The sequence below is a fragment of the Pseudomonas oryzihabitans genome (genome assembly GCF_032027545.1).
GTDB lineage: Bacteria > Pseudomonadota > Gammaproteobacteria > Pseudomonadales > Pseudomonadaceae > Chryseomonas > Chryseomonas oryzihabitans_F.
The window spans coordinates 332114-358748 of sequence record NZ_JAVSJB010000005.1 but is presented as its reverse complement, the minus strand read 5'-3'; the positions used below and the strand labels follow the sequence as shown (position 1 = coordinate 358748).

Annotated in this window: 25 protein-coding genes and 1 pseudogene; 6 read left to right on the top strand and 20 right to left on the bottom strand. The window is 67.6% G+C overall.

Annotation, left to right across the window (positions count from 1 at the left end; translation table 11 throughout):
* Window positions 1-51: 51 nt before the first annotated feature.
* The 4 genes and pseudogenes from RND78_RS11205 to RND78_RS11190 form a co-directional block, all read right to left on the bottom strand.
* Window positions 52-1997 (bottom strand): annotated as a pseudogene (locus RND78_RS11205) (putative bifunctional diguanylate cyclase/phosphodiesterase).
* Window positions 1998-2677: 680 nt separating this feature from the next.
* On the bottom strand, window positions 2678-3067 hold the full coding sequence (locus RND78_RS11200) for a nuclear transport factor 2 family protein (protein WP_312728760.1): 390 nt from the start codon (window positions 3065-3067) through the stop codon (window positions 2678-2680).
* Between the two features lies 1 nt (window position 3068).
* Entirely contained in the window at window positions 3069-3899 is an 831-nt protein-coding gene (locus tag RND78_RS11195) for an MBL fold metallo-hydrolase (protein ID WP_312728759.1), read from the bottom strand.
* 44 nt (window positions 3900-3943) lie between these two features.
* The gene (locus tag RND78_RS11190; protein WP_312728758.1) at window positions 3944-4576 is read right to left on the bottom strand and encodes a DsbA family protein; all 633 of its coding nucleotides are present in this window, start codon (window positions 4574-4576) and stop codon (window positions 3944-3946) included.
* Between the two features lie 111 nt (window positions 4577-4687).
* Here RND78_RS11190 and RND78_RS11185 point away from each other — a divergent pair, with 111 nt between their 5' ends.
* The gene (locus tag RND78_RS11185) at window positions 4688-5587 is read left to right on the top strand and encodes a LysR substrate-binding domain-containing protein (protein WP_312728756.1); all 900 of its coding nucleotides are present in this window, start codon (window positions 4688-4690) and stop codon (window positions 5585-5587) included.
* A 45-nt stretch (window positions 5588-5632) separates the two neighbouring features.
* On the opposite strand, the gene RND78_RS11180 is transcribed toward RND78_RS11185, so the two are convergent.
* The 7 genes from RND78_RS11180 to RND78_RS11150 all read right to left on the bottom strand — a co-directional run bounded on the left by RND78_RS11180 (window position 5633) and on the right by RND78_RS11150 (window position 11953).
* Complete coding sequence (locus RND78_RS11180; protein WP_312728755.1) at window positions 5633-6310, bottom strand: type 1 glutamine amidotransferase domain-containing protein; 678 nt, start codon at window positions 6308-6310, stop codon at window positions 5633-5635.
* Window positions 6311-6472: 162 nt separating this feature from the next.
* Window positions 6473-7741 (bottom strand): hypothetical protein, encoded by a 1269-nt coding sequence (locus RND78_RS11175; RefSeq protein WP_312728754.1) that lies wholly within the window; start codon window positions 7739-7741, stop codon window positions 6473-6475.
* A 172-nt stretch (window positions 7742-7913) separates the two neighbouring features.
* Entirely contained in the window at window positions 7914-9113 is a 1200-nt protein-coding gene (chrA, locus tag RND78_RS11170) for a chromate efflux transporter (protein ID WP_312728752.1), read from the bottom strand.
* Window positions 9114-9124: 11 nt separating this feature from the next.
* Window positions 9125-9550 (bottom strand): arsenate reductase (glutaredoxin), encoded by a 426-nt coding sequence (gene arsC, locus RND78_RS11165; protein ID WP_312728751.1) that lies wholly within the window; start codon window positions 9548-9550, stop codon window positions 9125-9127.
* A complete protein-coding gene (gene arsB, locus RND78_RS11160) occupies window positions 9547-10632 on the bottom strand; it encodes an ACR3 family arsenite efflux transporter (protein WP_312728750.1) in 1086 nt (361 codons plus the stop codon). The genes arsC and arsB overlap by 4 nt, the downstream gene beginning before the upstream one ends.
* Window positions 10633-10675: 43 nt before the next feature.
* Complete coding sequence (locus RND78_RS11155; protein WP_312728748.1) at window positions 10676-10996, bottom strand: metalloregulator ArsR/SmtB family transcription factor; 321 nt, start codon at window positions 10994-10996, stop codon at window positions 10676-10678.
* 69 nt (window positions 10997-11065) lie between these two features.
* Window positions 11066-11953, bottom strand: coding sequence for a LysR family transcriptional regulator (locus tag RND78_RS11150; RefSeq protein ID WP_312728746.1), 888 nt, complete (start codon window positions 11951-11953; stop codon window positions 11066-11068).
* 101 nt (window positions 11954-12054) lie between these two features.
* Here RND78_RS11150 and RND78_RS11145 point away from each other — a divergent pair, with 101 nt between their 5' ends.
* Window positions 12055-12588: an N-acetyltransferase family protein gene (locus RND78_RS11145; RefSeq protein WP_312728744.1), complete on the top strand. Its 534-nt coding sequence runs from the start codon at window positions 12055-12057 to the stop codon at window positions 12586-12588.
* The gene (locus RND78_RS11140) at window positions 12588-13748 is read left to right on the top strand and encodes an MFS transporter (RefSeq protein WP_312728742.1); all 1161 of its coding nucleotides are present in this window, start codon (window positions 12588-12590) and stop codon (window positions 13746-13748) included. The genes RND78_RS11145 and RND78_RS11140 overlap by 1 nt, the downstream gene beginning before the upstream one ends.
* Here the strand turns inward: RND78_RS11140 and RND78_RS11135 are convergent.
* From RND78_RS11135 to mntR, 7 genes are all read right to left on the bottom strand, one after another.
* Complete coding sequence (locus tag RND78_RS11135) at window positions 13745-14497, bottom strand: class II aldolase/adducin family protein (protein WP_312728741.1); 753 nt, start codon at window positions 14495-14497, stop codon at window positions 13745-13747. The two genes, RND78_RS11140 and RND78_RS11135, sit on opposite strands and share 4 nt — an antisense overlap.
* Window positions 14494-16047 (bottom strand): amino acid ABC transporter permease/ATP-binding protein, encoded by a 1554-nt coding sequence (locus RND78_RS11130; RefSeq protein WP_312728739.1) that lies wholly within the window; start codon window positions 16045-16047, stop codon window positions 14494-14496. The genes RND78_RS11135 and RND78_RS11130 overlap by 4 nt, the downstream gene beginning before the upstream one ends.
* 55 nt (window positions 16048-16102) lie before the next feature.
* A complete protein-coding gene (locus tag RND78_RS11125) occupies window positions 16103-16897 on the bottom strand; it encodes an ABC transporter substrate-binding protein (RefSeq protein ID WP_312728737.1) in 795 nt (264 codons plus the stop codon).
* 28 nt (window positions 16898-16925) lie between these two features.
* Window positions 16926-17960, bottom strand: coding sequence for a 2-oxoglutarate and iron-dependent oxygenase domain-containing protein (locus RND78_RS11120; protein ID WP_312728735.1), 1035 nt, complete (start codon window positions 17958-17960; stop codon window positions 16926-16928).
* A gap of 10 nt (window positions 17961-17970) precedes the next feature.
* Window positions 17971-18816 carry a TIM barrel protein gene (locus RND78_RS11115; RefSeq protein ID WP_312728733.1) on the bottom strand — a complete coding sequence of 282 codons (846 nt, stop codon included), beginning with the start codon at window positions 18814-18816 and terminating at the stop codon, window positions 17971-17973.
* A 203-nt stretch (window positions 18817-19019) separates the two neighbouring features.
* A complete protein-coding gene (locus RND78_RS11110; protein WP_312728731.1) occupies window positions 19020-20333 on the bottom strand; it encodes a PAS domain-containing methyl-accepting chemotaxis protein in 1314 nt (437 codons plus the stop codon).
* Between the two features lie 103 nt (window positions 20334-20436).
* Window positions 20437-20886, bottom strand: a complete 450-nt coding sequence (gene mntR, locus RND78_RS11105; protein ID WP_059225834.1) for a manganese-binding transcriptional regulator MntR — start codon at window positions 20884-20886, stop codon at window positions 20437-20439.
* A gap of 214 nt (window positions 20887-21100) precedes the next feature.
* Here mntR and RND78_RS11100 point away from each other — a divergent pair, with 214 nt between their 5' ends.
* A complete protein-coding gene (locus RND78_RS11100; protein WP_312728729.1) occupies window positions 21101-22450 on the top strand; it encodes an Nramp family divalent metal transporter in 1350 nt (449 codons plus the stop codon).
* Between the two features lie 108 nt (window positions 22451-22558).
* Window positions 22559-23563 (top strand): hypothetical protein, encoded by a 1005-nt coding sequence (locus tag RND78_RS11095; RefSeq protein WP_312728727.1) that lies wholly within the window; start codon window positions 22559-22561, stop codon window positions 23561-23563.
* A 229-nt stretch (window positions 23564-23792) separates the two neighbouring features.
* On the opposite strand, the gene RND78_RS11090 is transcribed toward RND78_RS11095, so the two are convergent.
* Window positions 23793-24350 (bottom strand): TetR/AcrR family transcriptional regulator, encoded by a 558-nt coding sequence (locus tag RND78_RS11090; protein ID WP_312728726.1) that lies wholly within the window; start codon window positions 24348-24350, stop codon window positions 23793-23795.
* A 96-nt stretch (window positions 24351-24446) separates the two neighbouring features.
* On the opposite strand from RND78_RS11090, the gene RND78_RS11085 reads away from it, so the two are divergent.
* Window positions 24447-25628, top strand: a complete 1182-nt coding sequence (locus RND78_RS11085; protein WP_312728724.1) for an MFS transporter — start codon at window positions 24447-24449, stop codon at window positions 25626-25628.
* Here the strand turns inward: RND78_RS11085 and RND78_RS11080 are convergent.
* Window positions 25625-26560 carry a DNA/RNA non-specific endonuclease gene (locus RND78_RS11080; RefSeq protein ID WP_312728722.1) on the bottom strand — a complete coding sequence of 312 codons (936 nt, stop codon included), beginning with the start codon at window positions 26558-26560 and terminating at the stop codon, window positions 25625-25627. The genes RND78_RS11085 and RND78_RS11080 overlap by 4 nt on opposite strands.
* Between the last annotated feature and the right edge of the window lie 75 nt (window positions 26561-26635).

The window sequence follows — 26635 nt, the reverse complement described above, 5'->3', positions numbered from 1 at the left end:
AGAGGAGTCGCCGGGAAATGAGCGCGAGTCGCACATTGCCCTGCTGGCAAATCAAACCGCCAACACCTCGGCCAGATGCTCGCTTTCGAGCCAGGCGCTGATGTCATGGGCGCGCATAGGCTTGGCGAACAGATAACCTTCGCCCTTGTACAGCCAAGATTCTTCAGCGCATCAAGTTCTGCTGCGGTCTCCACCCCCTCCACGATGCATTCCAGCTCCATGTCCTGGCACAGGGCGACCAGGGATCTGATGATCTTCAGGCTTGCCGGGTCGAGGTGGAGGTTGGTGACGAAGGTGCGGTCCACCTTGAGTTTGGTCAGGGGTAGGGCGTGGATCTGGCTCAGGCTGGAGTAGCCGGTGCCGAAGTCGTCGAGGGAGATGCCGCAGCCCAGTTCGCGAAAGCGGCTGATGGCGCGCTGGGTCTGGGGCAGGTCCTGGATGGCGGCGGTTTCGGTGATTTCCAGGTCGAGGCAGGCCGGGTCGAAGCCGCTGTGCTTGATCAGCTCGACGATCTGCTGGGCGGCGTCTTCCGAGCCGCAGTCGTGGGCGGAGAGGTTGAAGGCCAGGCGGATACCCGCCGGCCAGCGCGCGGCGGCGTGCAGGGCCTTGTTCAGCAAGGGCAGGGTGAGGCGATTGACCATGCCGACGCGCTCGGCGATGGGGATGAAATCACCGGGCGGGACGTGGCCCAGCTCGGGGCTTTCCCAGCGGGCCAGGGCTTCGAAGGCCACGGTCTGCTTGCCGTGAAGGTCCACGATGGGCTGGAACACCATATAGAACTCTCGCTCCAGATCGGCACGGCGCAGAGCCTGTTCGGTCAGGCCTGCGCGATGGAGCTGCTGGCGATGGGCGGCGCTGAACAGGCAGACGGTGCCGGGGCGGTGGCGCTTGCTCTGATAGAGGGCGTAGTCGGCGTACTCGTAGACGTCCGTGGCGGAGGCTGCCTGGTCCGGGAAGGTCGCGATGCCCAGGGAGCCACTGATCTGGATAGGGATGTCCACCAGCAGGAAGGGCTCCCGCAGGCTGGCGCAGAGCGTCTCGCCGAACGCCCGCAACTGGTCGTCGCTCAGGGCCTTGGTGATGATCAGGCTGAATTCGTCGCCGCCTAGGCGGGCCAGGTGCACCTCGTCGTCGAGCAGGCCACTGAGGCGCTGGCCCACCTGATGGAGCAGCCGGTCACCCACGCTATGGCCATAGAGATCGTTGACCGGCTTGAAGCCGTCGAGGTCGATCAGCCCCACGGCCAGGCGCGTCTCCTGCTTGCGGGCGCGAGACAGCAGCGTATCGAGGCGGGAAAAGAACTGCCGTCGGTTAGCCAGCCCGGTCAGGCTGTCCTGGTTGGCCAGCTTGAGGTTTTCCTCGCTAAGTTTGGCGGTGTGCGCCTGCATGTTCACCAGGCGGGTGAAGTCGCCGTACTGCGCCTTGAGGATGACCAGCATGGCGATGGACACCAGCAGGACGTCGATTGCCGTGGCCACGAAGGTGACGATGGTGGTGGAGGCGAAGAACACCACGAAGGCCGTGTTGACCACGGCGGTGGTGGCCAGGGCCGCGGGCAGCAGGTGCATCATGCAGAAGATGCAGCCGATGACGGTGATCGCCATATAGAAGCCGACATGCGCCTGGGTGTAGCTGTCGCCATAGGGAAACAGTGCCAGCGACCAGGCAGTGAACGCCGTGGCCACGAAGGGCGCGAGCCCATTGGTGCGCTTCAGGGCCGTCAGCATCTGCGCCGGGCTGCGCGGCCGATGGCGCGTGCGTATCCATTCCGTCGCACGCACCACGCCGAACACCGTCATGATCAACGGGCAGTAGACCACCAGCCAGCGTGGCGCGACGGCATAGTGGGTGCCGGCCAGCAGCAGGGTGTTGGTCAGCAGGATGAAGTACATCATCGGCAATTGGCGCGAGAGCGCGAGGTATTGCGCCCTGACCAGGCCAGGATTGTCCTTGGGCACGGACAGCAGGGCTCGCACGCCGAGCAATAGTTTCTTCATCAGGCGACGCTCTGAAATACGACCAGGTAAACAACCGAACGGATGATCCTTTCCAGCCTGGGCGGAGCAGGGCTGGACGCTTCGCTTATGGGAGGATGTCGGCGGGTCCTTGGATTTCTGCAGTCTTTGCGACTGCTGGCACTCTGCCGTCCTTTGGCCGGCCGTACGTACCCAATAGGGATCAGGCCAGCGAGTTAGCACAGCGCCGAAAAGACCCTGCAAGCGGTTGATCCAGGGCTTTCTTGAGCTGGGTGAAGCCTTCGAACGTCCTGACCCCGACTGTCAGGATGGCTGTCCGGACCTCTGACCAGCGAGGTGCCTTCGGTGGCTTTGGTGTGGCGCAGGAGAGCAGGCCGAAGGGCTTGCCGGCTTGGGCGAAGGCTTCGAGCGGGGCGATGGCGTTGCCGGATTCGGCAAGATCCCAATTAGGCCGTGCCCTGTCTCTGGGATCTGTCGCACGAGCGGATGGAGAGGTCTCCCAGCGCCTCACTTACGAACTCAGCGCACGCTACGGGTGCTGATCGAGAGAGAGCTTACGTCTGGCGGAGAAGGGCATCGCCTAGCGCGAAACACCCCGAACGCCCGCCTGAGTGCAGGCTCTAGGCTTGGTAGGTTCTGCCGTCCAGCAGTCGCTGAGCGTCAAGGTGGCGGGCGAAGGCTCTTCTCCCGCCGGGCTCGGCTCAGGCCAGTGCCTGTTGCACCAACGCGGAGTCCACATATTGCTGCATCCGCACGATCCGGCCGTCACGCAGCTGGTAGAGATGGGCGAAGTGGGCGGTCATCGACTTGCCGGTGGCCTTGAAGGTGCCCGAGTAGACGCCGAAGGCCGCCACGCGGTCGCCGTCGGCCAGGTAGGTGTGGGCCTGGGCCTGGAAACCGTCCCATTCGGTCGCCAGGCGCTGGAAGACGCCCTGCATCAGGGCCTCAATGCCGACGTAGGTGCCGGCATAGGGAAAGCCCTCGGCTTCGGTCCATTCGACGTCGGGTGAGAGGGCGGCCAGAAGATGCCTGGTCCTATCCTCTGGGGACCCTTCGTAAGTCCGGCGGATGAGGTCGCGATTGCTGGTCATCTCAGCCCCACTGCATTTCGCCGGTGGCGACCTTGGCGCCGATGTCGAGGGCGACGCCCATGCCCAGGTTCGGGAAGCGCGCGGCCATGGCTGCCTTGAGCGCGGCGGCGTCCTGGGCTTTCGCCAGTTCTTCCTCGAAGGCCAGCAGGTAGGCCCGGGTGTGCGCGATGGCGGTCTGGTCGGTTGCGGCGGCGGGCGTCAGGTGGCCGGGCACCACGATGGCCGGCGCGCGGGCGGCGATGGCGTCGAGGGTAGCGACCCAGGCAGCCCGTTGCGCCTTGCTCTGGGTATCGGCGGTCCAGACATGCACGCCGGAGAACAGCAGGACGCCACCGAACACGGCGCGCAGCGACGGTACCCAGAGGTAGCGGCGATTGGCGAGCCCCTCGGCGGTGACGATTGCCACGGTTTCGCCATCCACCGTCAGCGTGGGGCCGTCGAAGGCCTCGGGCAGCACGATGTCGTCTAGCGTCTGCGGCCCATTGTCCTTGAGCTGCGGTCCCCAGACGGCGAGTTTCTTCGCGACGTTGGCCTGGACGGCGGCGAGGGTTTCAGGCGCGGCGATGACCTTGGCCTGGGGGAAGGCGTCGCGCACCGGCTTGAGGCTGAAGTAGTAATCTGGGTCCGACTGGCTGATGTAGATGGTCGTCAGGGTTTTGCCGGTGGCCTTGATGGCGTCCGCCAAGGCGTGGCCGTCGGGATAGGTGAAGCCGCCATCGATCAGCAGGGCTTCGGTCGGGCCGGTCAGCAGCACCGGGGCACGGAAGAAGCCATTCTCCCCGGCGGGGAAGTGGGCCCAGCTCAGGCGGGTGTTCTGGTTGGCGGTGGTCATGGGGTGTTCCTTGGCAAATAGGGGCGGGTGAGGAGCGGTGCGTTTCAGCCAGCGTGCAACTGGGCGTCCAGGGCTGCCGGGTCGCCGAACAGCACGCTGCTCGGCAGTAGGCGACTGCCCTTGGCGTCTTCGACGACGAGCGTCGGCACGCCCTGGGCGCCGAAGCGCGCCATTTCGCGCCGGGCTGCCGTGAGGCGCGCGTCATAGGCGTCGAGCAATTCGGCATCGGGCGCCAGGACACGGTGGGCGGCGGCGGCGAAACCGGCGCTGGACAGGACCTCGGCCACCACGGAGAGGAGGGCGTTATCCAGGCCGTCGACATAGCGCGCCTGTTGCAGTGCCTGCAGGGCTGCGAGTTCGCGCTCTGGCTCGCTCAGGCCCACGGCGACCACGCCGAGGGTCGCGGGCGTCGAGTCGAATCTTGCGGTGGTCGCCGCGAGTACCTGCCGTTGGTAGGCCGGGGAAAACACCTGCCCGGTGAGGCGTTGGATGCGCTGGTCGTTCTGCCAGGCATAGGCGGCGAAGTTCGCATCCATGGGGCGGGCATTCTGGCCGGCGAATAGGCCGGTGGGGGCGAGTTGCAGGGTGACGTCGGCGCGGCGCGAAAGGCGTTCCAGGGCCGGGCTGGCGCCGTAGCACCAACCGCAGAGGGGATCGAAGAGATAGGTAATGCACATGGTGGGTGGCTCCGGAAGAAGTGCAGCCACCTTAGCGAACCGGTACTGTTGGATAAATCCTGTGCAATGCTACAGTCTGTAAGTCATTGGCTTACAATTGGGTGGAGTCGCATGGACGCCGTCAATCTCAACCGACTGGCCTATTTCGCCGCCGTGGTGGACACGGGCTCCTTCACCCGGGCGGCCGAGCGGCTCGGTATCACCAAGACCGTCGTCAGCCAGCAGGTGGCCAAGCTCGAAGAAGAATTGAAGACGGCACTGCTGATGCGCACGACCCGGCGGGTCGAGCCCACCGAAGCCGGACGGCTGCTGCACGGACGCAGCGTGAGCATCCTGCGCCAGGCCGAGGATGCCATCGGCGAGGTGACCCGCGCCAGCACCGAGCCGAGCGGGGTGCTGCGGGTGGCGGCCTCCAACGACTACGGCACCTTCCGGATCGCGCCGCTGGCGGCGGCCTTTGCCCGGCGTTATCCGGCGTGCCAGGTCGAGCTGATCCTGTCCGATACCCGGATCGACCCGCTCGCCAACCAGATCGACCTGTCCATCCGGGTCGGTTGGCTCGAAGACTCCAGCCTGCATGCCCGGCGCCTGGGCGATTTCCGCCAGCTGCTGGTCGCTACCTCGGAGTTGGCTAGGAGCCTGACCCTCGGCGATCCGGATGAACTGGCGACCGCCCCCTTCATCGCCAACGGCGCCCTCAAAGACCCCCTGACCTGGCGCTTCGCCCGGGGCGCTGCCGAACAGCGCACGCTACGACTGCGTCCGGTGCTCTCGATCAACGCCACGCCAGCCGTGCTGGCGGCGACGCTGGCGGGTGGCGGGCTATCGATACTTCCGGACTTCCTGGTGGCGAACGCCCTGGCGACCGGGGAGCTGGTCACGCTGCTGCCGGCGTGGTCGCTGCCCATGGGAGGCATCCACGCCGTCTATCCCACGGCGCGCTTCCGTCCCTCCAAGGTCACCACCTTCGTCGAGATGCTGGTGGCGGAAGGGCGTATGTCACTGCCGTGACGGCCTTCCGCCGCGCGGAGGTTCAGATGGCGCTCCGGAGGACGCTCAACCCAGCTTGGTCAGGAGGGCATCCGCTGCGGCTTCCGAACTGGCCGGATTCTGGCCGGTGACCAGGTTGTCGTCCTCGAGGACGAATTCGCCCCAGTCCGGGCCCTTGCTGTAGTCGGCGCCGAGGCGCTTGAGCTCGTCCTCCACCAGGAAGGGCACCACGTCGGTGAGCTGCACACCGGCTTCTTCGCTGTTGCTGAAGCCGGTGACGGTGCGGCCCTTGACCAGCGGAGTGCCATCGGCGGCCTTGACGTGGCGCAGCACGCCCGGGGCGTGGCAAACCAGGGCGAAGGGTTTGTTGGACTGGGCGAAGGCTTCGAGCAGGGCGATGGAGTCGCGGGATTCGGCGAGGTCCCAGAGGGGGCCGTGGCCACCGGGATAGAAGAGCCCGTCGTAGTCATCGGCCTGCACTTCCGCGAGCGGGACGGTGTTGGCCAGGGCCTTCTGCGCCTCGGAGTCGTTCTTGAAGCGTTCGGTGGACTCGGTCTGGGCGTCGGGAGCGTCGCTCTTGGGGTCCAGGGGCGGTTGGCCACCAGCGGGTGAGGCCAGGGTGATCTGGGCGCCGGCGTCCTTGAAGACGTAGTAGGGGGCAGCGAATTCTTCCAGCCAGAAACCGGTTTTCTTGCCGGTGTCGCCGAGCTGGTCGTGGGAGGTCAGGACCATCAGGATCTTCATCGCGCGTTCCTCGAAGTCGAAGGAGTATCTCTAGAGAGACCCCGGGTCCTTGCCGCGAGTGCCCGGCTTCTTCGGCACGCCACACGAGTAGCGTACAGAAGCAGCCGCCCGACCCGTCATCCGGGACGACGGGTCGGGCGGCCCAGGCGGTGTCAGCGCGGATCAACCCCAGCCGAGCGTTCCGCCCGGCTCATAGCGCTCGCGGGCCGAGACGGTACCGGCCACGTCGTCGAGGTTGTGGATGCCCACCAGCTGGATCAGGGAGTCCTGGTTGTCGACCTGGCCTTCGGTGCCGGCGTCGCGGAAGACATAGGTGTCTTGGCCGTAGTGGAAGACGGCGGCGTTGACCAGGCCGGTGGTGGACTGGCTCACGGTGTTGAGCGCGGCGAACAGGCTGGTCGTCTTGGCCAGGGCAGCGTCCTGGACGGTGACCACGGCTTTTTCGTCGTATACCGCGAAGCCGAAGGTGATGCTGTCATCGCTGGCCTTGAAGTCGGTGACCGTCACATGGTTGGCCGCCAGCGAACGGTTGGCGGCGGCGCTGCTGCTGCCATCGAAGTTGACCAGGTTGGGGTCGACGACGGTGAGGTAATCGCGACCCTCGCCCAGGGTGACGGTGGCCCCGTGACCGAAGCTACCGCTCAGGTTGGCGTTGTGGGCGGCCACGCCTTTGGTGAACAGTAGGTCGACGAAGTCGTTGCCGGAGCCGGCATTGATGGTGACATCGGCCTGCTGGATGTGTGCGGCGACTTGGTCGTTGTTGGCGCCGCTGTCGACCGTGATGGTCTTGACCCGGGAATGGGCCAGCGAGGCGACGCTGTCCAGCTCCGGGGCGGCGATGGTGCTGACGCTCACCAGATCCTTGCCGCTGCCGGTGGTCACGCTCTTGAGGAAGGCACTCTGGCTGGCATAGCTGACGTCGTGGGTGTAGTCGTTGATGAAGTCGATGGACAGGCCGACGGTGGACTTGGAGCCATCGAAGGTCTGCAGGCCATCGAAGTTGTCCAGGGTGATGAGGTCACCTTCGTGGAATTGGTTGTCCGCGGTGTCGGTAAGGCTGACGGTGAGCTTGCTGATGCTCGAGTCGAGGGTCTGGTCGCTGGCGGTGGCGCCGCGGGTGTGGCCATCGAGGCGGGTGAGCTGGTGTTCGAAGTGGCCGGTCAGGACGAGTTCGTTGAGGGTCGAGGCGGCCGCATAGTGCGGGCCCTGGGCATCGAAGGTCTTGGCGAAGCCGACGTACTCGGGGGTGGCGTTGATGTCGAGGGTGAGACTGGGCTTGCTCTGGAAGGCGTAGTAGGTGACGCCATCGAAGGTGCCGGCAGGCTGGGCGGGCGTGGCGGCCAGGGGAGCCCTGGCGAACGTCGGGGCGGCAGCGAGGGTTTGGGCGAAGAGGGGGTGATCGGAGTCCAGCGCGTATTTCTTGTAGGTCATGACGGTCATCCTTAATGCATGCAGGCCGAGCGCTCGCTGGACGGCTCGCACACCGCGAGGCGTCTTGGCAGCCGAACGTCGCGCTGACATTGCCTACCTTTGCACAGGCCCACCGCGAACCATTCCGCAATTTCATCGGGCCACTAGTGGCACGCCGCCAAACGGTCGTTTGCTAAAAGTTCAGCAGGGCGCTGGCGAATACGACGAAGAGCGCAACCACCAGGGGCGACCCCTTCGTGCTCAGCAGCAGCGCCAGGGCGATCAGGGCCAGCAGCAGGTCGACGGGGCCGTGGATGGCACCGGTCCAGACCGGATCGTAGAGGGCGGCGAGCAGCAGGCCGACGACGCCGGCGTTGAGTCCGGCGAGGGCGCGCTGCCAGCCTTGGTGCCGGCGCAGGGTCTGCCAGAACGGCAGGGTCGCCAGCAGGACGAGGGCGCCGGGCAGGAAGATCAGTGCCGTCCAGACCAGGCCGTTCAGCCACGCCGGCAGCGCGCTGGGGACCAAGGCGCCGAGGTAGGCGGCGAAGGTGAACAGCGGGCCGGGCACTGCCTGGGCGAGGCCGTAGCCGGCCAGCACCTGGGCATCGCTGACCAGGCCGTTGGGCACCACCACTGCCTGCAGCAGCGGCAGCACCACGTGGCCGCCACCGAACACCAGGGCGCCGGCGCGGTAGACGCCTTCTGCCAAAGAGAGCCCAGGCGCGTCGGTGAGCGCCGTCCACAGCGGCAGAAGCAGCAGCGGCAGCGCGAAGAGCACCAGGGCCAGGCCGCCGTAATGGCGGGACAGGCCAGGGCTCTGGCCCAGGCCCGGCGGGGTGGTCGGCGCCGCCAGCAGGAAGCGCCCGACCAGGGCGGCCAGGGTCAGCCCCAGCAGCTGTCCGGCCACCCCGGGCAGCCCGAGCATCAGGCCGGCGACCATCAGCGCCAGGGCGCGGCGCCGGGCATCCGGGCACAGCGACCGCCCCATACTCCATACCGCCTGGGCCACCACCGCCACGGCGAACACCTTGAGGCCGTGGACGACGCCCGAGTCGGCCAGTTGTGGATACCGCGCCAGCCCCAGGGCGCAGCCGATCAGCAGCAGCGCGGAGGGCAGGGTGAAGCCGAGCCAGGCCGCCAGCAGGCCCCAGCCCCCGGCACGGCCCAGGCCCAGGGCCATGCCGACCTGGCTGCTGGTGGGGCCGGGCAGCAGTTGGCAGAGGGCGACCAGCTCGGCATAGGCCGCCTCGTCCAGCCAGCGGCGGCGGACGACGAACGCCTGGCGGAAGTAGCCGAGGTGGGCGATGGGGCCACCGAAGCTGGTGCAGCCCAGGCGCAGGAAGATCAGGAAGACCTGCCAGGGGCTGCCGTGGTCGCGAGGGGCCTGCTGCATGGCGGCCCGGCTCAGCTATGCGGCGTCACGGGAGGTACCACCACTTCGCCGTCTTCCTTGACGAAGGGGCCGCGCTGCGGATCGGGCAGGATCTCCAGTACCTGCTCCGAAGGACGGCAGAGTCGGGTGCCCAAGGGCGTCACCACGATGGGTCTGTTGATCAGGATGGGATGGCGCAGCATGGCGGCGATCAGCTCGGCATCGCTCAGGTGCGGATCGTCCAGCCCCAGCTCGGCATAGGGCGTGCCCTTCTGCCGCAGCAGGTCGCGCAGCGGAATGCCCAGGGCGACGATCAGCCGTTCCAGCTGCGCCCGGTCGGGTGGGGTCTCCAGGTAGTGGATGATCTCGGGCTCGACGCCGCTGTTGCGGATCAGGCCCAGCACGTTGCGCGAGGTGCCGCAGGCGGGGTTGTGGTAGATCGTGATGGCGCTGGTCATGACCGGTCTCGACGAGAGGAGGGAGCTCCGCCTTCGTACCAGGCGCGCGAGCCGTTCACCAGGCGCACGACCAGCAGCATCAGCGGTACCTCGATGAGGACGCCCACCACGGTAGCCAGGGCGGCGCCGGAGTGGAAGCCGAACAGGCTGATGGCGGCGGCCACGGCCAGTTCGAAGAAGTTGCTGGCGCCGATCAGCGCCGAGGGGCAGGCGACGCTGTGCGCCTCGCCCACCAGCCGATTCAGCCAGTAGGCCAGCGCCGAATTGAACAGCACCTGGATCAGGATGGGCACCGCCAACAGGGCGATGACCAGCGGCTGGGCCAGGATGGCCTCGCCCTGGAAGGCGAACAGCAGCACCAGGGTGGCGAGCAGCGCCGCCATGGAGAGCGGGCCCAGGCGCGCCAGGGTGCGCTCGAAGGTGGCCTGGCCCCGGCGCAGCAGGGCGCGGCGCCAGAGCTGGGCGAGGAGCACCGGCAGCACCAGGTAGAGGACCACCGAGAGCAGCAGGGTGGCCCAGGGTACCGCGATCGACGACAGCCCCAGCAGCAGGCCGACGATGGGGGCGAAGGCGAACACCATGAGGGTGTCGTTCAGGGCGACCTGCGACAGGGTGAACAGCGGGTCGCCCTGGGTGAGACGACTCCAGACGAAGACCATGGCGGTGCAGGGCGCCGCTGCCAGGAGGATGAGGCCGGCGATGTAGCTGTCCAGTTGGTCCGCCGGCAGCCAGGCGGCGAAGAGCTGGCGCACGAACAGCCAGGCCAGCAGCGCCATGGAGAAGGGCTTGACCGCCCAGTTGACGAAGAGGGTGACGCCGATCCCGCGCCAGTGCCGGCGGACCTGGCCCAGGGCGCCGAAGTCCACCTTGAGCAGCATGGGCACGATCATGATCCAGATCAGCAGCCCGACCGGCAGGTTGACCTGAGCCACTTCGAGCCGACCGATGGCGCGGAAGAGGCCTGGCGCCAACTGCCCGAGGGCGATGCCGGCCAGGATGCAGAGCGCGACCCAGAGGCTGAGGTAGCGCTCGAAGGTGTTCAGGTGGGGAGCTGCCGGTGGGCAGGCGGACGGACTGTTCATGATGGGCCTGGCGGTGGATTCGGTAGGCAGCGGTCGAAGGGGATCAGCAGCAACGCGCGGTGTCGCGGACCGCGCAGTCGGCGCCGGCGCAGCAATGTTCGGTGAGATAGCCGAGCAGCGCGTTCATCTGGTCATAGGCCGCGCGATAGATCAGGTTGCGCCCCTGTTGCTCCACGCTGACGAGACCGGCCGTGGCCAGCTCCTTGAGGTGGAAGGACAGGTTGCTGCGCGCGACCCCGAGCTGGTCGGCCAACTGGCTGGGCGTGAGGCCATCCACCCCGGCGACCACCAGGGCGCGAAAGACCCGCAGGCGCTGGGTGTGGGCGAGGGCGGCGAGGGCGGATACGGCGAGGGCTTCGTGCATGATTCGATAATACAAGGATCGTTGAATCATCGAAAGATACCGCAGCGTTGGTTCCCGGTCGAGCCCCGCTCAGTTGCGCAGTTGGCGCAGGGCCTCCAGCACCTGCTGCAGGGCACGGCTCAGGGGTTTGTCGCGGCGCAGCACCAGGGCGAGGGTGCGGGTCAGCGGCGGTGCCACGGGCTGGACGCGCAGGCCGTGGCGATGATGCTCGGTGGCCACGGCGATGCCCGGCACCAGGCTGTAGCCGAGGCCGGCGGCCACCAGTTCCTTGAGCGCCTCGATGCTGCCCAGCTCCATCACCGGGCGGCTGGCCTGGCCGGCGCGGCGGAACCAGTCATCGATCAATAAGCGGGTGCTGCTGCCGGTCTCGAAGGCCAGCAGCGGCGTCTCGGCCAGGTCCTGCGGGGCGAGGGGGCGCTGCGGCAGGGGGCTGGCCGGTGGCAGCAGGGCGACGAAGACGTCGTCCAGCAGCGACTCCACCTGGAGGTTGCGGCCGCTGGCGGGCAGGGTGACCAGGCCCAGGTCGAGGCGGTTGTCTTCCACCGCGCGCAGCACATCCAGGGTGTTGCCGGTGCTGACGCGCACGTCCAGCTGGGGGAAGCGCTGGCGCAACTGGCCCAGCAGTGGCGGCAATAGATGGATGCAGGCGGTGGCCCCGGTACCGATGGCGACCCGTCCGGTGATGGTCTCGCCGTGGCTGGCCAGGGCCTGCAGCGCCTGGTCCACGGTGCCCTGGATGCGCTCGGCATGGTCCAGCAGGATGGTACCGGCGGCGGTGGGCTTGAGGCTGCGGCCGAGACGCTCCAGCAGCTTGAGGCCGAGCCGCCGTTCCAGCTGGCGGATCTGCAGGCTCACCGCCGGCTGGCTCAGCCCCAGGCGATCAGCCGCGGCGGAAAAGCTGCCGGTGGCGACCACCTGGACGAAGGTCTGCAACTGAGTGAGATTGAGCTCGGCCATGCCAAGGTTTCACTTATACGAGGGATAACGGAGCATAGCTTTATCTTTGGCTACTCGTCCCGGCATGATCGCCTCTTCGACTCCCTGGATGGACAACCTTCGTGAACACCGCTCTGCAACTGCGCGACGCCACCCCCGCCGATCTCCCCGCCATCCAGGCCATCTACGCCCCCCACGTGCTGCACGGCTCGGCGAGCTTCGAGGTGGAGCCACCCGACGCGGCGGAACTGGGCCGGCGCCTGGCCGCCGTGCGCGCGGCCGGGTTGCCCTACCGGGTGGCGGTGCTGGACGGCGAGGTGGTGGGCTATGCCTGTGCCACGCTCTATCGACCGCGCCCGGCCTATCGCCACACGGCGGAAGATTCGGTGTACGTGCGTGACGGCCTGGGTGGGCAGGGCATCGGCCAGAGATTGCTGGCGCAGGTGATCGAAGGCTGCACGGCAGCGGGCTTTCGGCAGCTGGTGGCGGTGATCGGCGACAGCGCCAACCAGGCGTCCATCGCCTTGCACCGCCGCCTCGGCTTTCGCGCGGTGGGTACCTTCGAGGCGGTGGGCTTCAAGCACGGCCGCTGGCTCGATTCGGTGCTGATGCAGCTCAGCCTGGGCGAGGGTGATCGCACGCCGGGCAGCCGCTGATGACGCCGATGCCGAGCGACCGCGCCATCTGGCAGCTGGGCCTGATGCAGCTGCTGGCCTGGGGGCTGGCCTTCTACCTGCCGGGCGTGTACGGACCGGCGATGGCGGCGGGGCTGGGTTGGGACGCACGCTGGGTCTACGGCGGCTTCTCCCTGGCGATGCTGACCATGGGCTTGGTCTCGCCTTTCAGTGGTGCGCTGATCGAGCGGTTGGGTGGTTGCCGGACCCTGCAGCTCGGCCTGGTGCTGGATGCCCTGGGCTGCCTGGGGCTGGCCGCCGCGCACTCGGCGCCGCTCTTCTATCTGGCCTGGGTGGTCCTGGGCGTGGGCATGCGGCTGTCGCTCTACGACGCCGCCTTCGCTACCCTGGCGCGGTTGGCCGGTGAGCGCTCACGGGCGGTGATGGTACGCATCACCCTGCTCGGTGGCCTGGCCTCGGCGGTGTTCTGGCCACTGGGGCACTGGCTGTTGGAGACCCTGGGTTGGCGTCTGGGGCTGGTGGTCTACGCCGGTATCGCCCTGGCTGGTCTGGTGCTCCTGCTGCCGCTGCCCAATGTGCGCGGGCGACTGCCCAGTGCCGCGCTGCCCGCGTTGACGGGCGACGCCTCGCCACGCTTGGCGGGGGTGCTGTTCGCCACGGGTATGGCGCTGATCGGTTTTCTGTCGGCGGGCTTATCGGCCCATCTGCCGGCGCTGCTGGCCGAGCGCGGCGTGCCGGTGGGGGTGGCGGCGCTCTGGGGCATCGGCCAGGTCTGCGCGCGGCTGGCGGAGCTGGCCTCCGGGCAGCGGCTGGCGGCGCGTCAACTCAATCTGTTGCTGGGCCTGGGATTGCCGCTCAGCTTCGCCCTGGCCCTGGCGAGCGAAGGCCATCTCGGCCTCACTGCCGGTTTCGTCTTTCTCTACGGCGCCCTCAATGGCCTGGTGGCGGTGCTGCGCGCCAGCCTGCCGCTGGAGTTGTTCGACCGGGCCCTCTATGCCCGGCTGACCGGCAAGCTCCTGGCGCCGAGCTTCCTGCTCTCGGCGGCGGCGCCCTGGTGCTACGCCCTGGCCCGGGAACACTGGGGCGCTCGCGGCCTACTCGCCTTGTGCCTGCTGGTCAGCCTGGGGGTGACCCTGGCGGCCGTGGGACTGCTGGGACGACGGCACGCGGTGGTGGGCTAGCGACACCAGTCGGGGCGCTGGTCCTCGATCAGCGACAGCGCCGCCTGCCAGGCCAGGTCGATCAGGCCCTCGGCGCCATCGGCCTGGAATTGCGCGGCGGTGTGCCGGCAGACGGCTTCGCTGGGATGGTGCAGCGGCACCCCGCCGGCCAGGGCCTGGACCTGGGCCTGGCAGGCGCGCTCCAGGAAATAGATCTCGTGGAAGGCTTCCGCCGGGGTGGCGCCGCCCACCAGCAGGCCGTGATTGCGTAGGATCATCGCCTTGTGCGGGCCCAGATCGGCGACCAGACGGGCGCGTTCGTCCAGCGACAGGGCGATGCCCTCGTAGGTGTGGTAGGCCAGGTGGCCATAGAACTTCAGGGCATGCTGGGTGAGCGGCAGCAGGCCGTCGCGCTGGGCGGCCACCGCCATGCCGGCCGCGGTGTGGGTATGGATCACGCAGTGCAGGTCCGGGCGGGCGGCGTGGATCGCCGAGTGGATGACGAAGCCGGCGACGTTGACCAACTGGTCGCCGAAGGGCCCGGGCTGCGCCTGGCCATCCAGGTCGATCAGGGCCAGGTCGCTGGCGGTCATGCGTTCGAAGGGCACCCCGTAGCGGTTGATCAGGAAGAGGTCGCTCGTCCCCGGCAGGCGCAGGGTGATGTGGGTGTCGATCAGGTCGGTCATGCGGTAGTGGGCGATCAGCCGGTACAGCGCGGCCAGTTCGCAGCGCGCCTGCCATTCGCCGGGACGCAGCTCGGGGAGGCTCATGTCGGGATCTCCTCGGTGACGAGCGTCTCGGTGGCCGGGGCGGTCAGGCCCATGAACTGGCGGATGCGCGGATCGCAGTGGCCCTGACGGATCGCCTCGGGCGTGGCGTCGGTGTGGATTACGCCGTTTTCCATGAAGATCACCCGGTCGGCGATGGACAGGGCGAAGTCCATCTCGTGGGTGACGATCAGTAGGGTCATGCCTTCGTCGGCCAGGGTGCGGATCACCTTGAGCACCTCGCCCACCAGCTCCGGGTCCAGGGCCGAGGTGGGTTCGTCGAACAGCATGATGTCCGGCGCCATGGCCAGGGCGCGGGCGATGGCGACCCGCTGCTGCTGGCCGCCGGAGAGCTGGTGCGGATACTTGTGGGTATGGGCCAGCAGGCCGACCTTGTCCAGCAGCGCCAGGGCGCGCTGGCGTAGTTCGCCCGCCTGGGCGTCGCGCTGCTGGCGTGGCGCCAGGGTGACGTTGCCCAGCAGGGTCAGGTGTGGAAAGAGGTTGAAGCCCTGGAACACCATGCCCAGGTGCCGCAGCCCTTCGCGCAGCCGCCGCCGGGGCGTGCGCTCGCCGGCGCGGATGAAGCCTTCGCCGAACAGCAGTATCTCGCCGTCATCCAGGCTTTCCAGGCCGTTGAGGGTGCGGATCAGCGAGGTCTTGCCCGAGCCCGAGGGGCCGATCAGCGCCAGCACCTCGCCCCGGCCGACCTTGAGGTCGATGCCCTTGAGCACCTCCTGGGCGCCGTAGCGCTTGCGCACGCCGCGCAGCTCCAGCACCGGCGGATCGCCCGGGCGGGGGGCGGGGAAGCGTGGGCCGGCATCCTTGGGCAAGCCGGCCCTCAGGGCGGCTTCGGCGGGGCCGTCGAGGGTACCCGGGCGGCGCCGGCCGAGGTCCAGGTAGCGTTCCAGCGCCTGCAGCAGCCAGCCGAACAGGGTGACGATGAGCACGTAGTAGACGGCCACCGCGGCCAGGGTCTCCAGCACCAGGAAGTTGGCGGCATAGAGTTGCTGGCCGACCTTGAGGATCTCGGTCAGGGAGATCACCGAGATCAGCGAGGTCAGCTTGACCACGGTGATGTATTCGTTGATCAGGGTGGGCAGGGCGATGCGCAGGGCCTGGGGGATGACGATCAACCGCTGGATGTTCAGCGTCCCCAGGGCCAGGGCGCGCCCGGCTTCGCGTTGTCCCTTGGCCACGGCCAGCAGGCCGCCGCGATGGATCTCGGCCATGTAGGCGGTTTCGGTGAGCACCAGGGCCAGCAGGCCGGAGATGAAGGGATTCGACAGCAGCGGGCCGCTCATGGGCAGGAGCTGCGGCAGGTTGTAGACGAACACCACCAGCATCAGCAGGGGCACGCTGCGGAAGAACCAGATGTAGCCGCCCAGGGGCCAGCGTAGCCAGGCCGGTCCGTGCAGCCGCGCCGAGGCCACCAGGAAGCCCAGCGCCAGCCCGATCAGCCAGGCCAGACCGCTGAGCTGGACCACGGTGACGCAGGCCTTCCAGAAGGCCGGCAGGGAGAACAACGAGAAGAAGTAGGGCCAATCGAATTGCATGGGGATCACCAGGCGTCGCCGCCACGGCAGGGGCCGCGGCGGCTCGGCTCCTCGCTCAGTTCGCCGGGGCGTCTTCCAGGTTGTACTTCTTCAGCAGGGCAGCGTAGTCGCCGGAGGCCCGGACCTTGGCGAAGGCTTCCTCGAGGGCCTGCTTCAGGGCCTCGTTGTCCTTGCGCAGGTAGATGCCGAGGGTCTCCTTGTACACCAGCTCCGGCGAGGTGATGCGCACCCGGCCGCGGGAGCGCTCGACGATCTGGCTGGCGGCGCCGCCGATCTCCATTTGCGCATCCACGTTGCCGGCCAGCATGGCCTGGGTGGCTTCCGGCGCGGAGGGGAACTCGCTCACGGCGATGGCGCCCTTGCCCTGGGGCACGCAGGTGTCGGCGGAAAGCTTCTGCAGCTTGCCGACCCAGGTGGTGCCGCGCTGCAGGCCGACCTTCAGGCCGCAGAGGTCTTCCGGCACCTTGGGCGCCTGGGCGCCGCCGGCCTTGGTCATGATGGCCGCGCCGGTCCGCGCATAGGGGATCGCCAGGGCCTGGGCGGTGCGTTCCGGAGTGATGTACATGCCCGAGATCACCGTATCGAAGTGGTTGGACTTCAGGCCCAGGATCAGCCCGGCGAACTCGGTGTTGACGAAGTCGGCCTTGAGTCCCAGCTGCTTGGCCAGGTCAGTGGCGAAGTCCGGATCGGAGCCCACCACCTTGTCGCCGTCGAAGGATTCGAAGGGCGGATAGGTGATGTCCATGCCGACCTTCAGCACGCCGGGGGTGACGGTCTTGACCTCGGCCTGGGCCGCGCAGGCCAGGCTGCCCAACAGGATGACGCTCAGGGTTTTGCGCAGGATATTCATGGGGATGCTCCGGTGGTTGTCGTTATGGTCAGGCGTGATTCTTCAGGTGGCCGAAGCTGGACGTCTTGCGCGCCCGTTCCGGCAGGGCCAGCTCGCCGGCGGCGACCTTGGCGCGCAGGTAGCGGTAGGTCTGCAGCGCCTGGCTCCACATGTGCTCGCCGATGGCCAGGGCCTCGTAGCCCGCGGCACCCGCGGCGAACTGCGGCAGCGGGGCGATGCGGGTGTGGTAGTCGCAGGCGTAGAACAGCGGGAAGGAGTAGCGCTCGGCCTTGACCTTGCGCACCCGGTGCGCGGTGGCGACGAAGGCGCCGGCGGTCATCACCTCCAGCATGTCGCCGATGTTCACCACCAGGGCGCCGTCCAGCGGCGGGGCGTCGATCCACTGGCCGGCTTCGTTCATCACCTCCAGGCCCGGCTGGTCGGCCAGCAGGATGGTGAAGCACTCGTAGTCGGTGTGGGCACCGATGCCGGGGGCATCCTCGGCGCTGGCGTCGAAGGGATAGTGGATCAGCCGCAGCTTGGACGGCGGCCGGCTGACCAGGGGGTCGAAGGTGTCTTCCGGCAGGTCCAGCGCCAGGGCGAAGCCGCGGAACAGCTGGCGGCCGAGGGCGAAGGCCGCCGCGTAGTAGGCCTGGACACTCTCGCGGAAGCCAGGCAGGGTCGGCCAGGCGTTGGGGCCCAGCAGCGGGGTGCCGGCCAGCACCAGCGGATCGTCCGCCGCCACCTCGAAGCCGACGTCGAAGGCTTCCTTGTGGTCGGGCTTGCCAGTGCCGTAGATCTCCTCGCCCTCGGGCACGAAGCCCTTGTGCGACGCCGAGCTGCCGATGTAGTGGTCCATCTTGGCCGCCAGCGGCTGGGCGAAGTAGTCCCGCGCCGCCTGGCGCAGGCCGTCGATCAGCTCCGGGTCGAGGCCGTGGTTGCGGATGTAGAGAAAGCCCACTTCGCGGGCGGCCTGGCCCAGCTCGGCGGCGACGGCCTGGCGCTCGGCCAGGTCGGTGCTGAACAGGCCGGCGATGTCCACCACGGGGATGGTCTGGAAGGCGGCGTCTTGGACGTCTGGCATGGTGGGCTCCTTAGGCGTGGTGGAGAAAGCGCAGGAAGTGTTCGCGCTGGGTGTCGGCCATCCAGCGGTTGAGGTCCCAGAGATCGGCGATGGGCATGCCGGTGAAGGGCAGGCGGAAGGTGTAGCCGTCGGGGCCGAATTCGGGGGTGAGGGTGGTGACCGGATAGCCGCGCTCGCGCTGGCTCCGCCACACCGCTTCCCAGTGGCGCTGGTGGAAGGCCAGCTCGCGGGCGTATTCCGGCGCGGCGGGGTGGGGCACCTGGGGGCCCTGGTCGTAGCCGACCCGGGCCTGGATGTGGTGGACCCGGCTGATGAAGTCGGCGAGGTCGTCGGTGGGATCGTCCAGTAGCCGTTCGCAGCCCACCACCCAGTGGCTGATGTCGGTGGTGAACAGCAGCTCCGGCAGTTGGCGCGCGATCTCCAGGGTGACCCAGGGGGTGGCCAGGCAACGTGCGCGGTGGGTCTCGAAGCTGCACAGGTGACCACCGCGCCGGGCGATTTCCTGGGCCTGGCCGAGGAAGTCCAGTTGCTGCGCGGTGGACCAGCGATCGTTGCCGGCCAGCACGTTGACGAAGCGCGGTTCGAGTTCGGCGGATTGGTCGAGCTGGCGGTCCAGGTCGCGCAGGTGCTCGGCCGGGGTCAGGCCCTGGTCGGGCAGCACGCCACCGCCGGTGAAGAGGATGGCGATGTAGGCCAGGTCTTCGCCGGCGAGGAGGGTGCGCAGCGCGTGGCGTTCGGCCGAGGTCTGCGGCAACCGCGCCTCGATGCCGGTAAAGCCGGCGGCGCGGGCTTCGCGGCAGGCGCGGTCACGCTGTTCGGCGTGGCCCCAGAGGCTGCGGAAGAGGTCAAGTTTCATGCGGGCAACGGCCTCCCAGGTGGCGGGATCGAATGGGGCAGTTGCAAGGGACAGCGGAGGCCGCAGCTCTAGTGGCTAGGTGCCGTGAGCGATTCTGCGGGGGGCGGGACCGCCATTGAATAGGCGGCGGCAAAAACTTACTTCAGAGATTTCGTAACTGAAGGCGGGGCGGGGGGAGCCGCCACCGCCGCTGGGCGTCGGACTCAGTTCAGCCGACGGGCGAACTGGCCCACGGCACCGACCACGCGCTGGGCGCCGTCCTGGATCTCGGTGATACGGCTGCCGGCGGCGTTGGCCAGTTGCAGCCCCTGTTCCGCTTGGTGCTTGCTCGCCGCCATGTTGGCCACGGCGGTCTGCGCCAGCTGCTGGTTCTGCTGCACCACCCCGACGATTTCCTCGGTGGCCTTGCTGGTGCGGCCGGCCAGTTGGCGCACCTCGTCGGCCACCACGGCGAAGCCACGGCCCTGTTCGCCGGCCCGGGCGGCCTCGATGGCGGCGTTGAGCGCCAGCAGGTTGGTCTGTTCGGCGATGCCGCTGATGGTCTTGACGATGGTGCTGATCACCAGCGACTGCTCGCCGAGGGCCTCAATGCCGTTGGAGGCCACCTGCAGCTCTTCGGCGATCTTGCGCATCACCGCCACGGTGTCCTGTACCACCTCGGCGCCCTGGCGGGCACTCTCGTCGGTCTGCTGGGAGATGTCGAAGGCCACCTTGGCGGCCTCGGCCACGGCCTGCTCCTGCTCGACCTGCTCGGTGATGACGGTGGCGAACTTGACCACCTTGTACAGCTCGCCGCGGGTATTGAGCACCGGATTGTAGGAGGCTTCCAGCCAGACCGTGCGGCCATGGCTGTCGAGGCGTTTGAAGCGGCTGGCGATGAATTCACCCCGGTTCAGCCGCGCCCAGAACGCCTGGTACTCGGCGGAATGGGCTTCCTCGCTGGTGCAGAACATCCGGTGGTGCTTGCCCTGGATCTGCGCCAGGGAATAGCCCATGCCTTGCAGGAAGCGGTCGTTGGCGGTGAGCACCTCGCCGGCCAGGTTGAATTCGATGACCGCGGTGGAGCGCAGCAGGGCGTTGATCAGGCCGGCGTGCTCGGTGGCGGTTTCCACCTGTTCGGTGCGGTCGTTGGCGTAGCAGATGGTCTTGTGGATGCGGCCCTGGGCATCGCGCAGCGGCTGCCAGGTCGCATAGAGCCAGGCCTCTTCGCCGTTGGCCCGCAGCAGGCGGTACATGCCGCTGGTCTGGGTGCCGTGGTTGAGGGCGTTCTTGAGGTCGCGGTAGCAGGGCAACTGCTTCACGTAAGCGGGGATGAAGTCATCCAGCGGCCGTCCGGTGAGGGCTTCGGGGCGATAGCCCAGTTCCCGGCAGAAGCGTTCGTTGACGCGTTCGACGTTGCCCTGACCATCCAGGGTGAGGCTGAGCGCCTGGCTTTCGAAGCCGGCGTGCAACTGATGCAATTCGGCGACCTCGGCGCGCAGTTGGGCGAGCTCGGTCTTGAGGTGGCGATTGAACATGGCAGGGCACCGACAGAAGGAAAGGTAAGACTTCCACTACTTCGACGGCGCCGGGATTTTCTTAAGGGGGAGTGGAGCGACTTCCGACCGTGGTCTTGGCGGCTCAGCCCTGCTGGCTGGCGATGAAGCGGCGGAAGGCGGCCAGGGTGGCTTCGCTGACGTGGTGTTCCATGCCCTCGGCATCGCGCCGGGCGGTATCGGCGTCGACGCCGAGGCTCAGCAGGAAGGTCTCCACCACGTGGTGGCGCGCCCGGCTGGCTTCGGCCAGGGCCTCGCCTTCGGGGGTGAGGAAGACGCCACGATAGGGCCGCTGCACGATCAGGCCGGCGGTGGCCAGGCGCTTGAGCATCTTGGCCACGGTCGGTTGGGCCACGCCGATGCGCGCGGCGATGTCGACCTGGCGCGCTTCGCCACCGTCACGGATGAGGTCCGAGATGAGCTCGACGTAGTCTTCGATCAGCTCCTGGCGATGCGCCTCGCGGACCTGTTGAAAACCTTCCATGTGAATGGATGGATCGACCAACCGATTCAGCAGTTCGTCGTCCTTAGTCATGTTGCCCACCTGAATGACCTTCTCCGCAAGAGCAGTGCGACCCGACGGGCCGTTCGGGCGCCATTTTGACCGAGTTGCGGGCGAATACCAAAGTTTCCTTTACCAATGGGCGTTATGGAGAGACGAGATAGAGATTTTTTATTGCTGGATGTGTGAATTTTAGCCTAGGCTAAATTCTCCAAAGGGTAGTTACCTGTTGCCGCACGAGCCAGACATGAAAGAATCCGCCCGCTACGTCGAGCCCGCCTGGCAGGAGCCTTCCGCTCCCACCCGACCCAGTCTGGGGCGGATGAATGCCAGCGTGCCGGTGCCCAAGGATGGCTCCTGGTTCCGCCGGCTGCTGGCCTTCCTCGGGCCGGGCTACATGATTTCGGTGGGCTACATGGACCCGGGCAACTGGGCCACGGACCTGGCCGGCGGCGCGCAATTCGGCTACCTGCTGCTGTCGGTGATCCTGCTCTCCAACCTGATGGCCATCCTGCTGCAGGCCCTGGCCGCGCGCCTGGGCATCGCCACCGGGCTGGACCTGGCCCAGGCCTGCCGGGCCCGCTATTCGCGGCCAGTGAGCCTGCTGCTGTGGATCGCCTGCGAGATCGCCATCATCGCCTGCGACCTGGCCGAGGTGATCGGCACCGCCATCGCCCTCAACCTGCTGTTCGGCATCCCGCTGATGTGGGGCGCCATCCTCACCGCGCTGGACGTCTTCCTCATCCTGCTGCTGATGAATCGTGGCTTCCGTTGGCTGGAAGCCTTCGTCATCGCCCTGCTGACGCTGATCTTCGTCTGCTTCGGCGTCCAGATGGCGCTGGCCCAGCCGCCCCTCGCCGCGGTGCTCGACGGCTTCCTGCCCAAGGCGGAGATCGTCACCAACCCGGCCGCGCTGTACCTGGCCATCGGCATCATCGGCGCCACGGTGATGCCTCACAACCTCTACCTGCATTCCTCCATCGTGCAGACCCGCGCCTATCCGCGTACCGAGGAGGGCCGCCGCATGGGGCTGCGCTGGGCGGTCGCCGACAGCACCCTGGCGCTGATGCTGGCGCTGTTCGTCAACGCCGCCATCCTCATCACCGCGGCGGCGGTGTTCCACAGCGCCGGCCGGACCGATGTGGCCGAGATCCAGGACGCCTACCACCTGTTGTCGCCGATGCTGGGCGTCGGCATCGCCTCGCTGCTGTTCGCCGTGGCGCTGCTGGCCTCGGGCATCAATTCCACCGTCACCGCGACCCTGGCCGGGCAGATCGTCATGGAAGGCTTCCTCTCGCTGCGCATCCCGGATTGGGCACGACGGCTGATCACCCGCGGCATCGCCGTCATCCCGGTGGTGGTGGTGACCGGCCTCTATGGAGAAAGCGGCACGGCCAAGCTGCTGGTGCTGAGCCAGGTGGTGCTGTCCATGCAGTTGCCCTTCGCGGTGATTCCGCTGGTGCGCTTCGTGTCGGATCGCCAACTGATGGGCTCCTTCGTCATCGGCCGGATCACCGCGGTGCTGGCCTGGGCGGTGGCCGGCCTGATCGTGGTGCTGAACGTGAAACTGCTGCTGGATATCCTGCTGGGCAACTGAAAAGGCCTGGCAACGGCTCTGGGGTGCTGTTGTGGGAACTTGAGTGGAAGGGACGGACTCCATCCGTTACCACAATAAGTTTCCCCTGTCCCTTATGGAGCACCTGCCATGTCCTATGACGACCGTCCCTCTGCCGCCTACGTCGCCCCGGCTACCGCCACCGCGCCGCTGCTCAAGCGTATCTCCTGGAGTTCGATCATCGCTGGTGTGGTGATCGCCCTGACCGTTTCGCTGCTACTCAGCCTGCTGGGTACCGCCATCGGCTCGGCTTCCATCGATCCGCAGCAGGAAGCCAATCCGCTGGACGGCCTGGGCAAGGGCACCGGTATCTGGGTCGGCATCAGCGCCGCCATCTCGGTGTTCGTCGGTGCCTGGGTCGCCGGCCGCCTGGCCCAGCGCGAAGGCGCCCTGCACGGCATCCTGGTCTGGGCCAGCGTGACCCTGGTCAGCGTCTATCTGGTGTCCAGCGCCGTGAGTGGCGTGGTGCGTACCGGCCTCAACGTCGCCGGCAGTGGCCTGTCGATGATCGGCAGCGGCATCTCCCAGGCGGCCCCAGCCCTGACCAACCAGGTCCAGGATCAACTGCGCCAGCAGGGCATCGACCTGAACGATGTGCAGAACGAGCTGGAAACCGCGCTGCGCCAGACCGGCAAGCCGGAACTGCAGCCGGAGAATCTCCAGCAGCAGGCCCAGGGCGCCGAGCAGGATGCCAAGAACACCGCGCAGAACAGTGCCAACAACCCCCAGCAGACCGATGACCAGCTGACTGCCCTGTTGGATCGCCTGAAGCAGCGTGGCGACCAGGCCTGGAACGCCGCCGACCGCCAGGCCCTGGTCAATCTGATCAAGGCCCGTACCGGCAAGAGCGACGCCGAGGCCAATGCCATCGTCGACAAGGCCCAGCAGACCTACCAGCAGGCCTATGCCAAGTACCAGGAGCTCAAGGCCCAGGCCGAGCAGAAGGCCCGTGAAGCCGCTGACGTGGCCGCTCGCAAGGTCTCCCAGGCCAGCTGGATCCTGCTGATCAGCCTGATCGTGGGCGGGGTCGTCGGCGCCCTCGGTGGGGCCCTGGGTCGTCGTACCCAGCCGGCCAACAAGGTGGTCGCTGTCTAACCGAGCGTTTCAGCCGCGCTGAACGAGCGAGGCGATGCCCGAACCGGAAGGCTCGGGCATCGTCGTTTCTTAGAGCCTGTTCAAAATCTCGCGAGCTAGAGCCAAACAAGGCGAAAATGGCTGAGGAAGCGGAGTTTACGAGTGGTAAATGAGCATTCCGAAGCCATTTTCAACGCCGTTTGGCCGACGTGCAGCAGATTTTGAACAGGCTCTTAGATATGGATTGGCGTTAGTCGTCCGGACGCAACGCTCGGGCGAGCAGGCTTTGGCACAGTTGGTGATCGGGGCGCTCGGCGCGAAACAGCGTCCGATAGACCAGTGGGGCGACCAGGCCATCCATCAGGGTATCCAGGCTAGGCACTGACTCGCCCCGCGCCTGGGCACGTTCGAGCATGAGTTCCAGGCGCTCCCGGGTCGGCTCGGTGCAACGCACCGCGCAGCCGGGGTCGGTCGCGGCCAGGGCATCCCTGAGCATGGCCTGGCCAGGCGTCGAGGCCATGTCGTCGACATAGTGTTCGAGCCAGCGCTCGAGATCGCCTCTCAGGCTGCCGGTATCCTCCGGTGGCTGATCCGGAAGCAGGCGCTGCAGCTCGACGTCGGCCAGCAGGCTGGGCAGATTGCCCCAGCGGCGGTAGAGCGTGGAAGGGGTAACTCCGGCGCGGGCGGCGATCAAGGGAACGGTCAGGGAGTCGCGCGGCTGTTCCTGCAACAGCGCCAGGACGGCGTCGTGGATGGCTTGCTGAACGCGGGCGCTGCGGCCGCCGGGGCGGGCTTGCTTGCTGGTCATACCGACAGGATACCGCTGTCCTAACGCAAACGCATTGCTTTTGCTGCCGGAAAGGCTCAGGCTTTAAAGCAATTAATTAGCTTTAAGGCAGAGGCCATGACTTTAGCGACAGCGTCTTCCGGGGCACGCCTGACTTTGCTCGGTGCCTTGCTCCTCACCTTTCTGGCCGCGTCCAGTGCGCCGACGCCGCTCTATGCCAGCTACCAGCACGCCTGGGGGTTCTCGACCTTCTGGCTGACCTGGGTATTCGCGGTCTATGCCTTCACCCTGTTGGCCGCCCTGCTGGTGGGTGGGCGGCTGTCCGACCACCTGGGACGGCGCCCGGTGATCCTGGGGGCGTTGGTGCTGGAAGCCGGGTCGATGTTGCTGTTCCATCAGGCACAGGGTCTAGCGGACCTGGTGCTCGCCCGGGCCGTGCAGGGGCTGGCGACCGGGATCGCCACCAGCGCCCTGGGCGCCGCCTTGCTCGACGTGGATCGCGAGCGCGGGCCCTGGCTGAACAGCCTGGCACCCTTGCTGGGCATGGCCGTTGGTGCCCTGGGCTGTGGCCTACTGGTGGAATTCGCGCCCGCACCGTTGCAACTGGTCTATCGCCTCTTCCTGCTGCTCTTCGTACTGCAAGGCCTGTTGCTGCTGCGCCTGCCCGATACGCTGGCGCCGCGACCAGGACTGCTCACCGCCTTGCGTCCGCGGCTGGCGGTACCCCCGCAAGCGCGCGCCATGCTATGGCGGGTGCTGCCGCTGGAGCTGGCGGTCTGGGCGGTGGGCGGTTTCTATCTGTCGCTGATGCCGGGGCTGATCAAGGCAGCCACCGGTACCACCTCGATCCTGGTCGGCGGCGGGGTGGTGGCCGGCCTGACCCTGACCGGTGCGGCCTGTCTGCATGGCCTGCGCGGCTGGCCGCCCGCCCGGCTGCTGCGCCTGGGCGCCGTTACCCTGGTAGCGGGGCCGGCATTGCTCTGGCTGGCGGTGGTCAGCGGCCAGCTCGGGCTCTTCGCCCTGGGGACCCTGGTCACCGGGGTCGGCTTCGGCAGCGGCTTTCTCGGCGCCACCCGCAGCCTGCTGCCCCTGGCCGAACCGGACCAGCGCGCCGGGCTGCTGGCGGCCTTCTATGTGCTCAGCTACCTGGCGTTCTGCCTGCCGGCCCTGGCGGTCAGCACCTTGGTACCTCGGCTCGGCCTGGCGGGCGCCGCCGAACTGTATCTGGCCGGGGTGATCCTGCTGGCGCTGCTGGGCGTGCGTAACAGCGCGCCGCGCCCATGCGTCCAACCCGGTTAGAGACGGATATCGGCCGGGCCGAAGATGGCCCGTTCGACCGGCTTGCCGGTGGCGCGCTCTTCGTTGGAAAAGCCGTCGTAGTCGGCCAGGGCGCCGAAATCGATGTCGGTCAACTGCTGGATGCGCAGCACGCTGCACTGGTAGGTGCGCAGCCGGCCGAAGGCGATGGACAGGGCGTCCAGCTCGCGGCGCTGGTCGATCAGGTAGGCGCTGGCGGAGGGCTTGCCGTCGTCGCCGAGAAAGGCCACCACCTTCCAGAAGGCTTCGGGAATCTGGACCTCGCGGTAGTGGCGGTCGTCCGCGCGCAACACCGGTCCGCTGAACACCGTCACCCGCGCCTGCCAGCGCTGGGTGTTGTCGAGGATGTAGTCCTCCAACTCCAGCCAGGTCTTCTGGTTGAAGGCAGCCATCTGTGGTGCGCAGTTGGTGAAGTGGAAGGTATCCCGGTTGGCCTGGGCGGCCTCGGTTCCCCAGTTGGGGTCCTGGCGGCGCACCAGATGGCCACGGTCGAGCAGGTTGTCGGCATAGAGGTCGTCGCCCAGTTGGGCGTCCAGCGGCACCCGGCCGTCGTAGGCCCAGGTATCGCGACTGCGCGGTACTTCCACCGGTTGGTCACCGTCGATGTTGACGCCCACCCACAGCGCCAGGCGTCGGCTGCGAGACAGGGTCACGGAAAAATGGGTGTAGTCCAGGCGGTCGGCAGTGGTGGGCAGCGGATAGACATCGGCGGCCAGGGCCGCGCTCGGCCGGGGCCAGGGGACGGGGAAGCCACCGAGGAAATCGGCGCTATAGCCCTGGCGATCCGCCAAGTCGGCGGCGGGGGTGATTCTTGGACCGCCACGCAGTCCGCTGGCCGCTTCGGGCAGGAGCGGACGCAGATCGGCGAGGCGAGGGCGGTAGGCGAGATCGACGACGGGGGCTTGGGCGGGCATGGCAGGTCTCGGTAGGCGAGAAAGGACGTTTCACCGGAGCATAGTCACATTGCTGAACGATGACAGGGGCAGCCA

Bases quoted from the DNA above. Each gene is read 5' to 3' on its own strand.
- chrA (WP_312728752.1), bottom strand. From the start codon at position 9,113: ATGCAGCAGGCCCCTCGCGACCACGGCAGCCCCTGGCAGGTCTTCCTG.
- RND78_RS11085 (WP_312728724.1), top strand. From the start codon at position 24,447: ATGACTTTAGCGACAGCGTCTTCCGGGGCACGCCTGACTTTGCTCGGT.
- RND78_RS11115 (WP_312728733.1), bottom strand. From the start codon at position 18,816: ATGAAACTTGACCTCTTCCGCAGCCTCTGGGGCCACGCCGAACAGCGT.
- RND78_RS11080 (WP_312728722.1), bottom strand. From the start codon at position 26,560: ATGCCCGCCCAAGCCCCCGTCGTCGATCTCGCCTACCGCCCTCGCCTC.
- arsB (WP_312728750.1), bottom strand. From the start codon at position 10,632: ATGAACAGTCCGTCCGCCTGCCCACCGGCAGCTCCCCACCTGAACACC.
- RND78_RS11150 (WP_312728746.1), bottom strand. From the start codon at position 11,953: ATGGCCGAGCTCAATCTCACTCAGTTGCAGACCTTCGTCCAGGTGGTC.
- RND78_RS11185 (WP_312728756.1), top strand. From the start codon at position 4,688: ATGGACGCCGTCAATCTCAACCGACTGGCCTATTTCGCCGCCGTGGTG.
- RND78_RS11175 (WP_312728754.1), bottom strand. From the start codon at position 7,741: ATGACCTACAAGAAATACGCGCTGGACTCCGATCACCCCCTCTTCGCC.
- RND78_RS11180 (WP_312728755.1), bottom strand. From the start codon at position 6,310: ATGAAGATCCTGATGGTCCTGACCTCCCACGACCAGCTCGGCGACACC.
- RND78_RS11095 (WP_312728727.1), top strand. From the start codon at position 22,559: ATGTCCTATGACGACCGTCCCTCTGCCGCCTACGTCGCCCCGGCTACC.
- RND78_RS11100 (WP_312728729.1), top strand. From the start codon at position 21,101: ATGAAAGAATCCGCCCGCTACGTCGAGCCCGCCTGGCAGGAGCCTTCC.
- RND78_RS11130 (WP_312728739.1), bottom strand. From the start codon at position 16,047: ATGCAATTCGATTGGCCCTACTTCTTCTCGTTGTTCTCCCTGCCGGCC.
- RND78_RS11120 (WP_312728735.1), bottom strand. From the start codon at position 17,960: ATGCCAGACGTCCAAGACGCCGCCTTCCAGACCATCCCCGTGGTGGAC.
- RND78_RS11110 (WP_312728731.1), bottom strand. From the start codon at position 20,333: ATGTTCAATCGCCACCTCAAGACCGAGCTCGCCCAACTGCGCGCCGAG.
- RND78_RS11190 (WP_312728758.1), bottom strand. From the start codon at position 4,576: ATGTGCATTACCTATCTCTTCGATCCCCTCTGCGGTTGGTGCTACGGC.
- RND78_RS11090 (WP_312728726.1), bottom strand. From the start codon at position 24,350: ATGACCAGCAAGCAAGCCCGCCCCGGCGGCCGCAGCGCCCGCGTTCAG.
- RND78_RS11155 (WP_312728748.1), bottom strand. From the start codon at position 10,996: ATGCACGAAGCCCTCGCCGTATCCGCCCTCGCCGCCCTCGCCCACACC.
- RND78_RS11140 (WP_312728742.1), top strand. From the start codon at position 12,588: ATGACGCCGATGCCGAGCGACCGCGCCATCTGGCAGCTGGGCCTGATG.
- RND78_RS11135 (WP_312728741.1), bottom strand. From the start codon at position 14,497: ATGAGCCTCCCCGAGCTGCGTCCCGGCGAATGGCAGGCGCGCTGCGAA.
- RND78_RS11125 (WP_312728737.1), bottom strand. From the start codon at position 16,897: ATGAATATCCTGCGCAAAACCCTGAGCGTCATCCTGTTGGGCAGCCTG.
- mntR (WP_059225834.1), bottom strand. From the start codon at position 20,886: ATGACTAAGGACGACGAACTGCTGAATCGGTTGGTCGATCCATCCATT.
- RND78_RS11200 (WP_312728760.1), bottom strand. From the start codon at position 3,067: ATGACCAGCAATCGCGACCTCATCCGCCGGACTTACGAAGGGTCCCCA.
- arsC (WP_312728751.1), bottom strand. From the start codon at position 9,550: ATGACCAGCGCCATCACGATCTACCACAACCCCGCCTGCGGCACCTCG.
- RND78_RS11195 (WP_312728759.1), bottom strand. From the start codon at position 3,899: ATGACCACCGCCAACCAGAACACCCGCCTGAGCTGGGCCCACTTCCCC.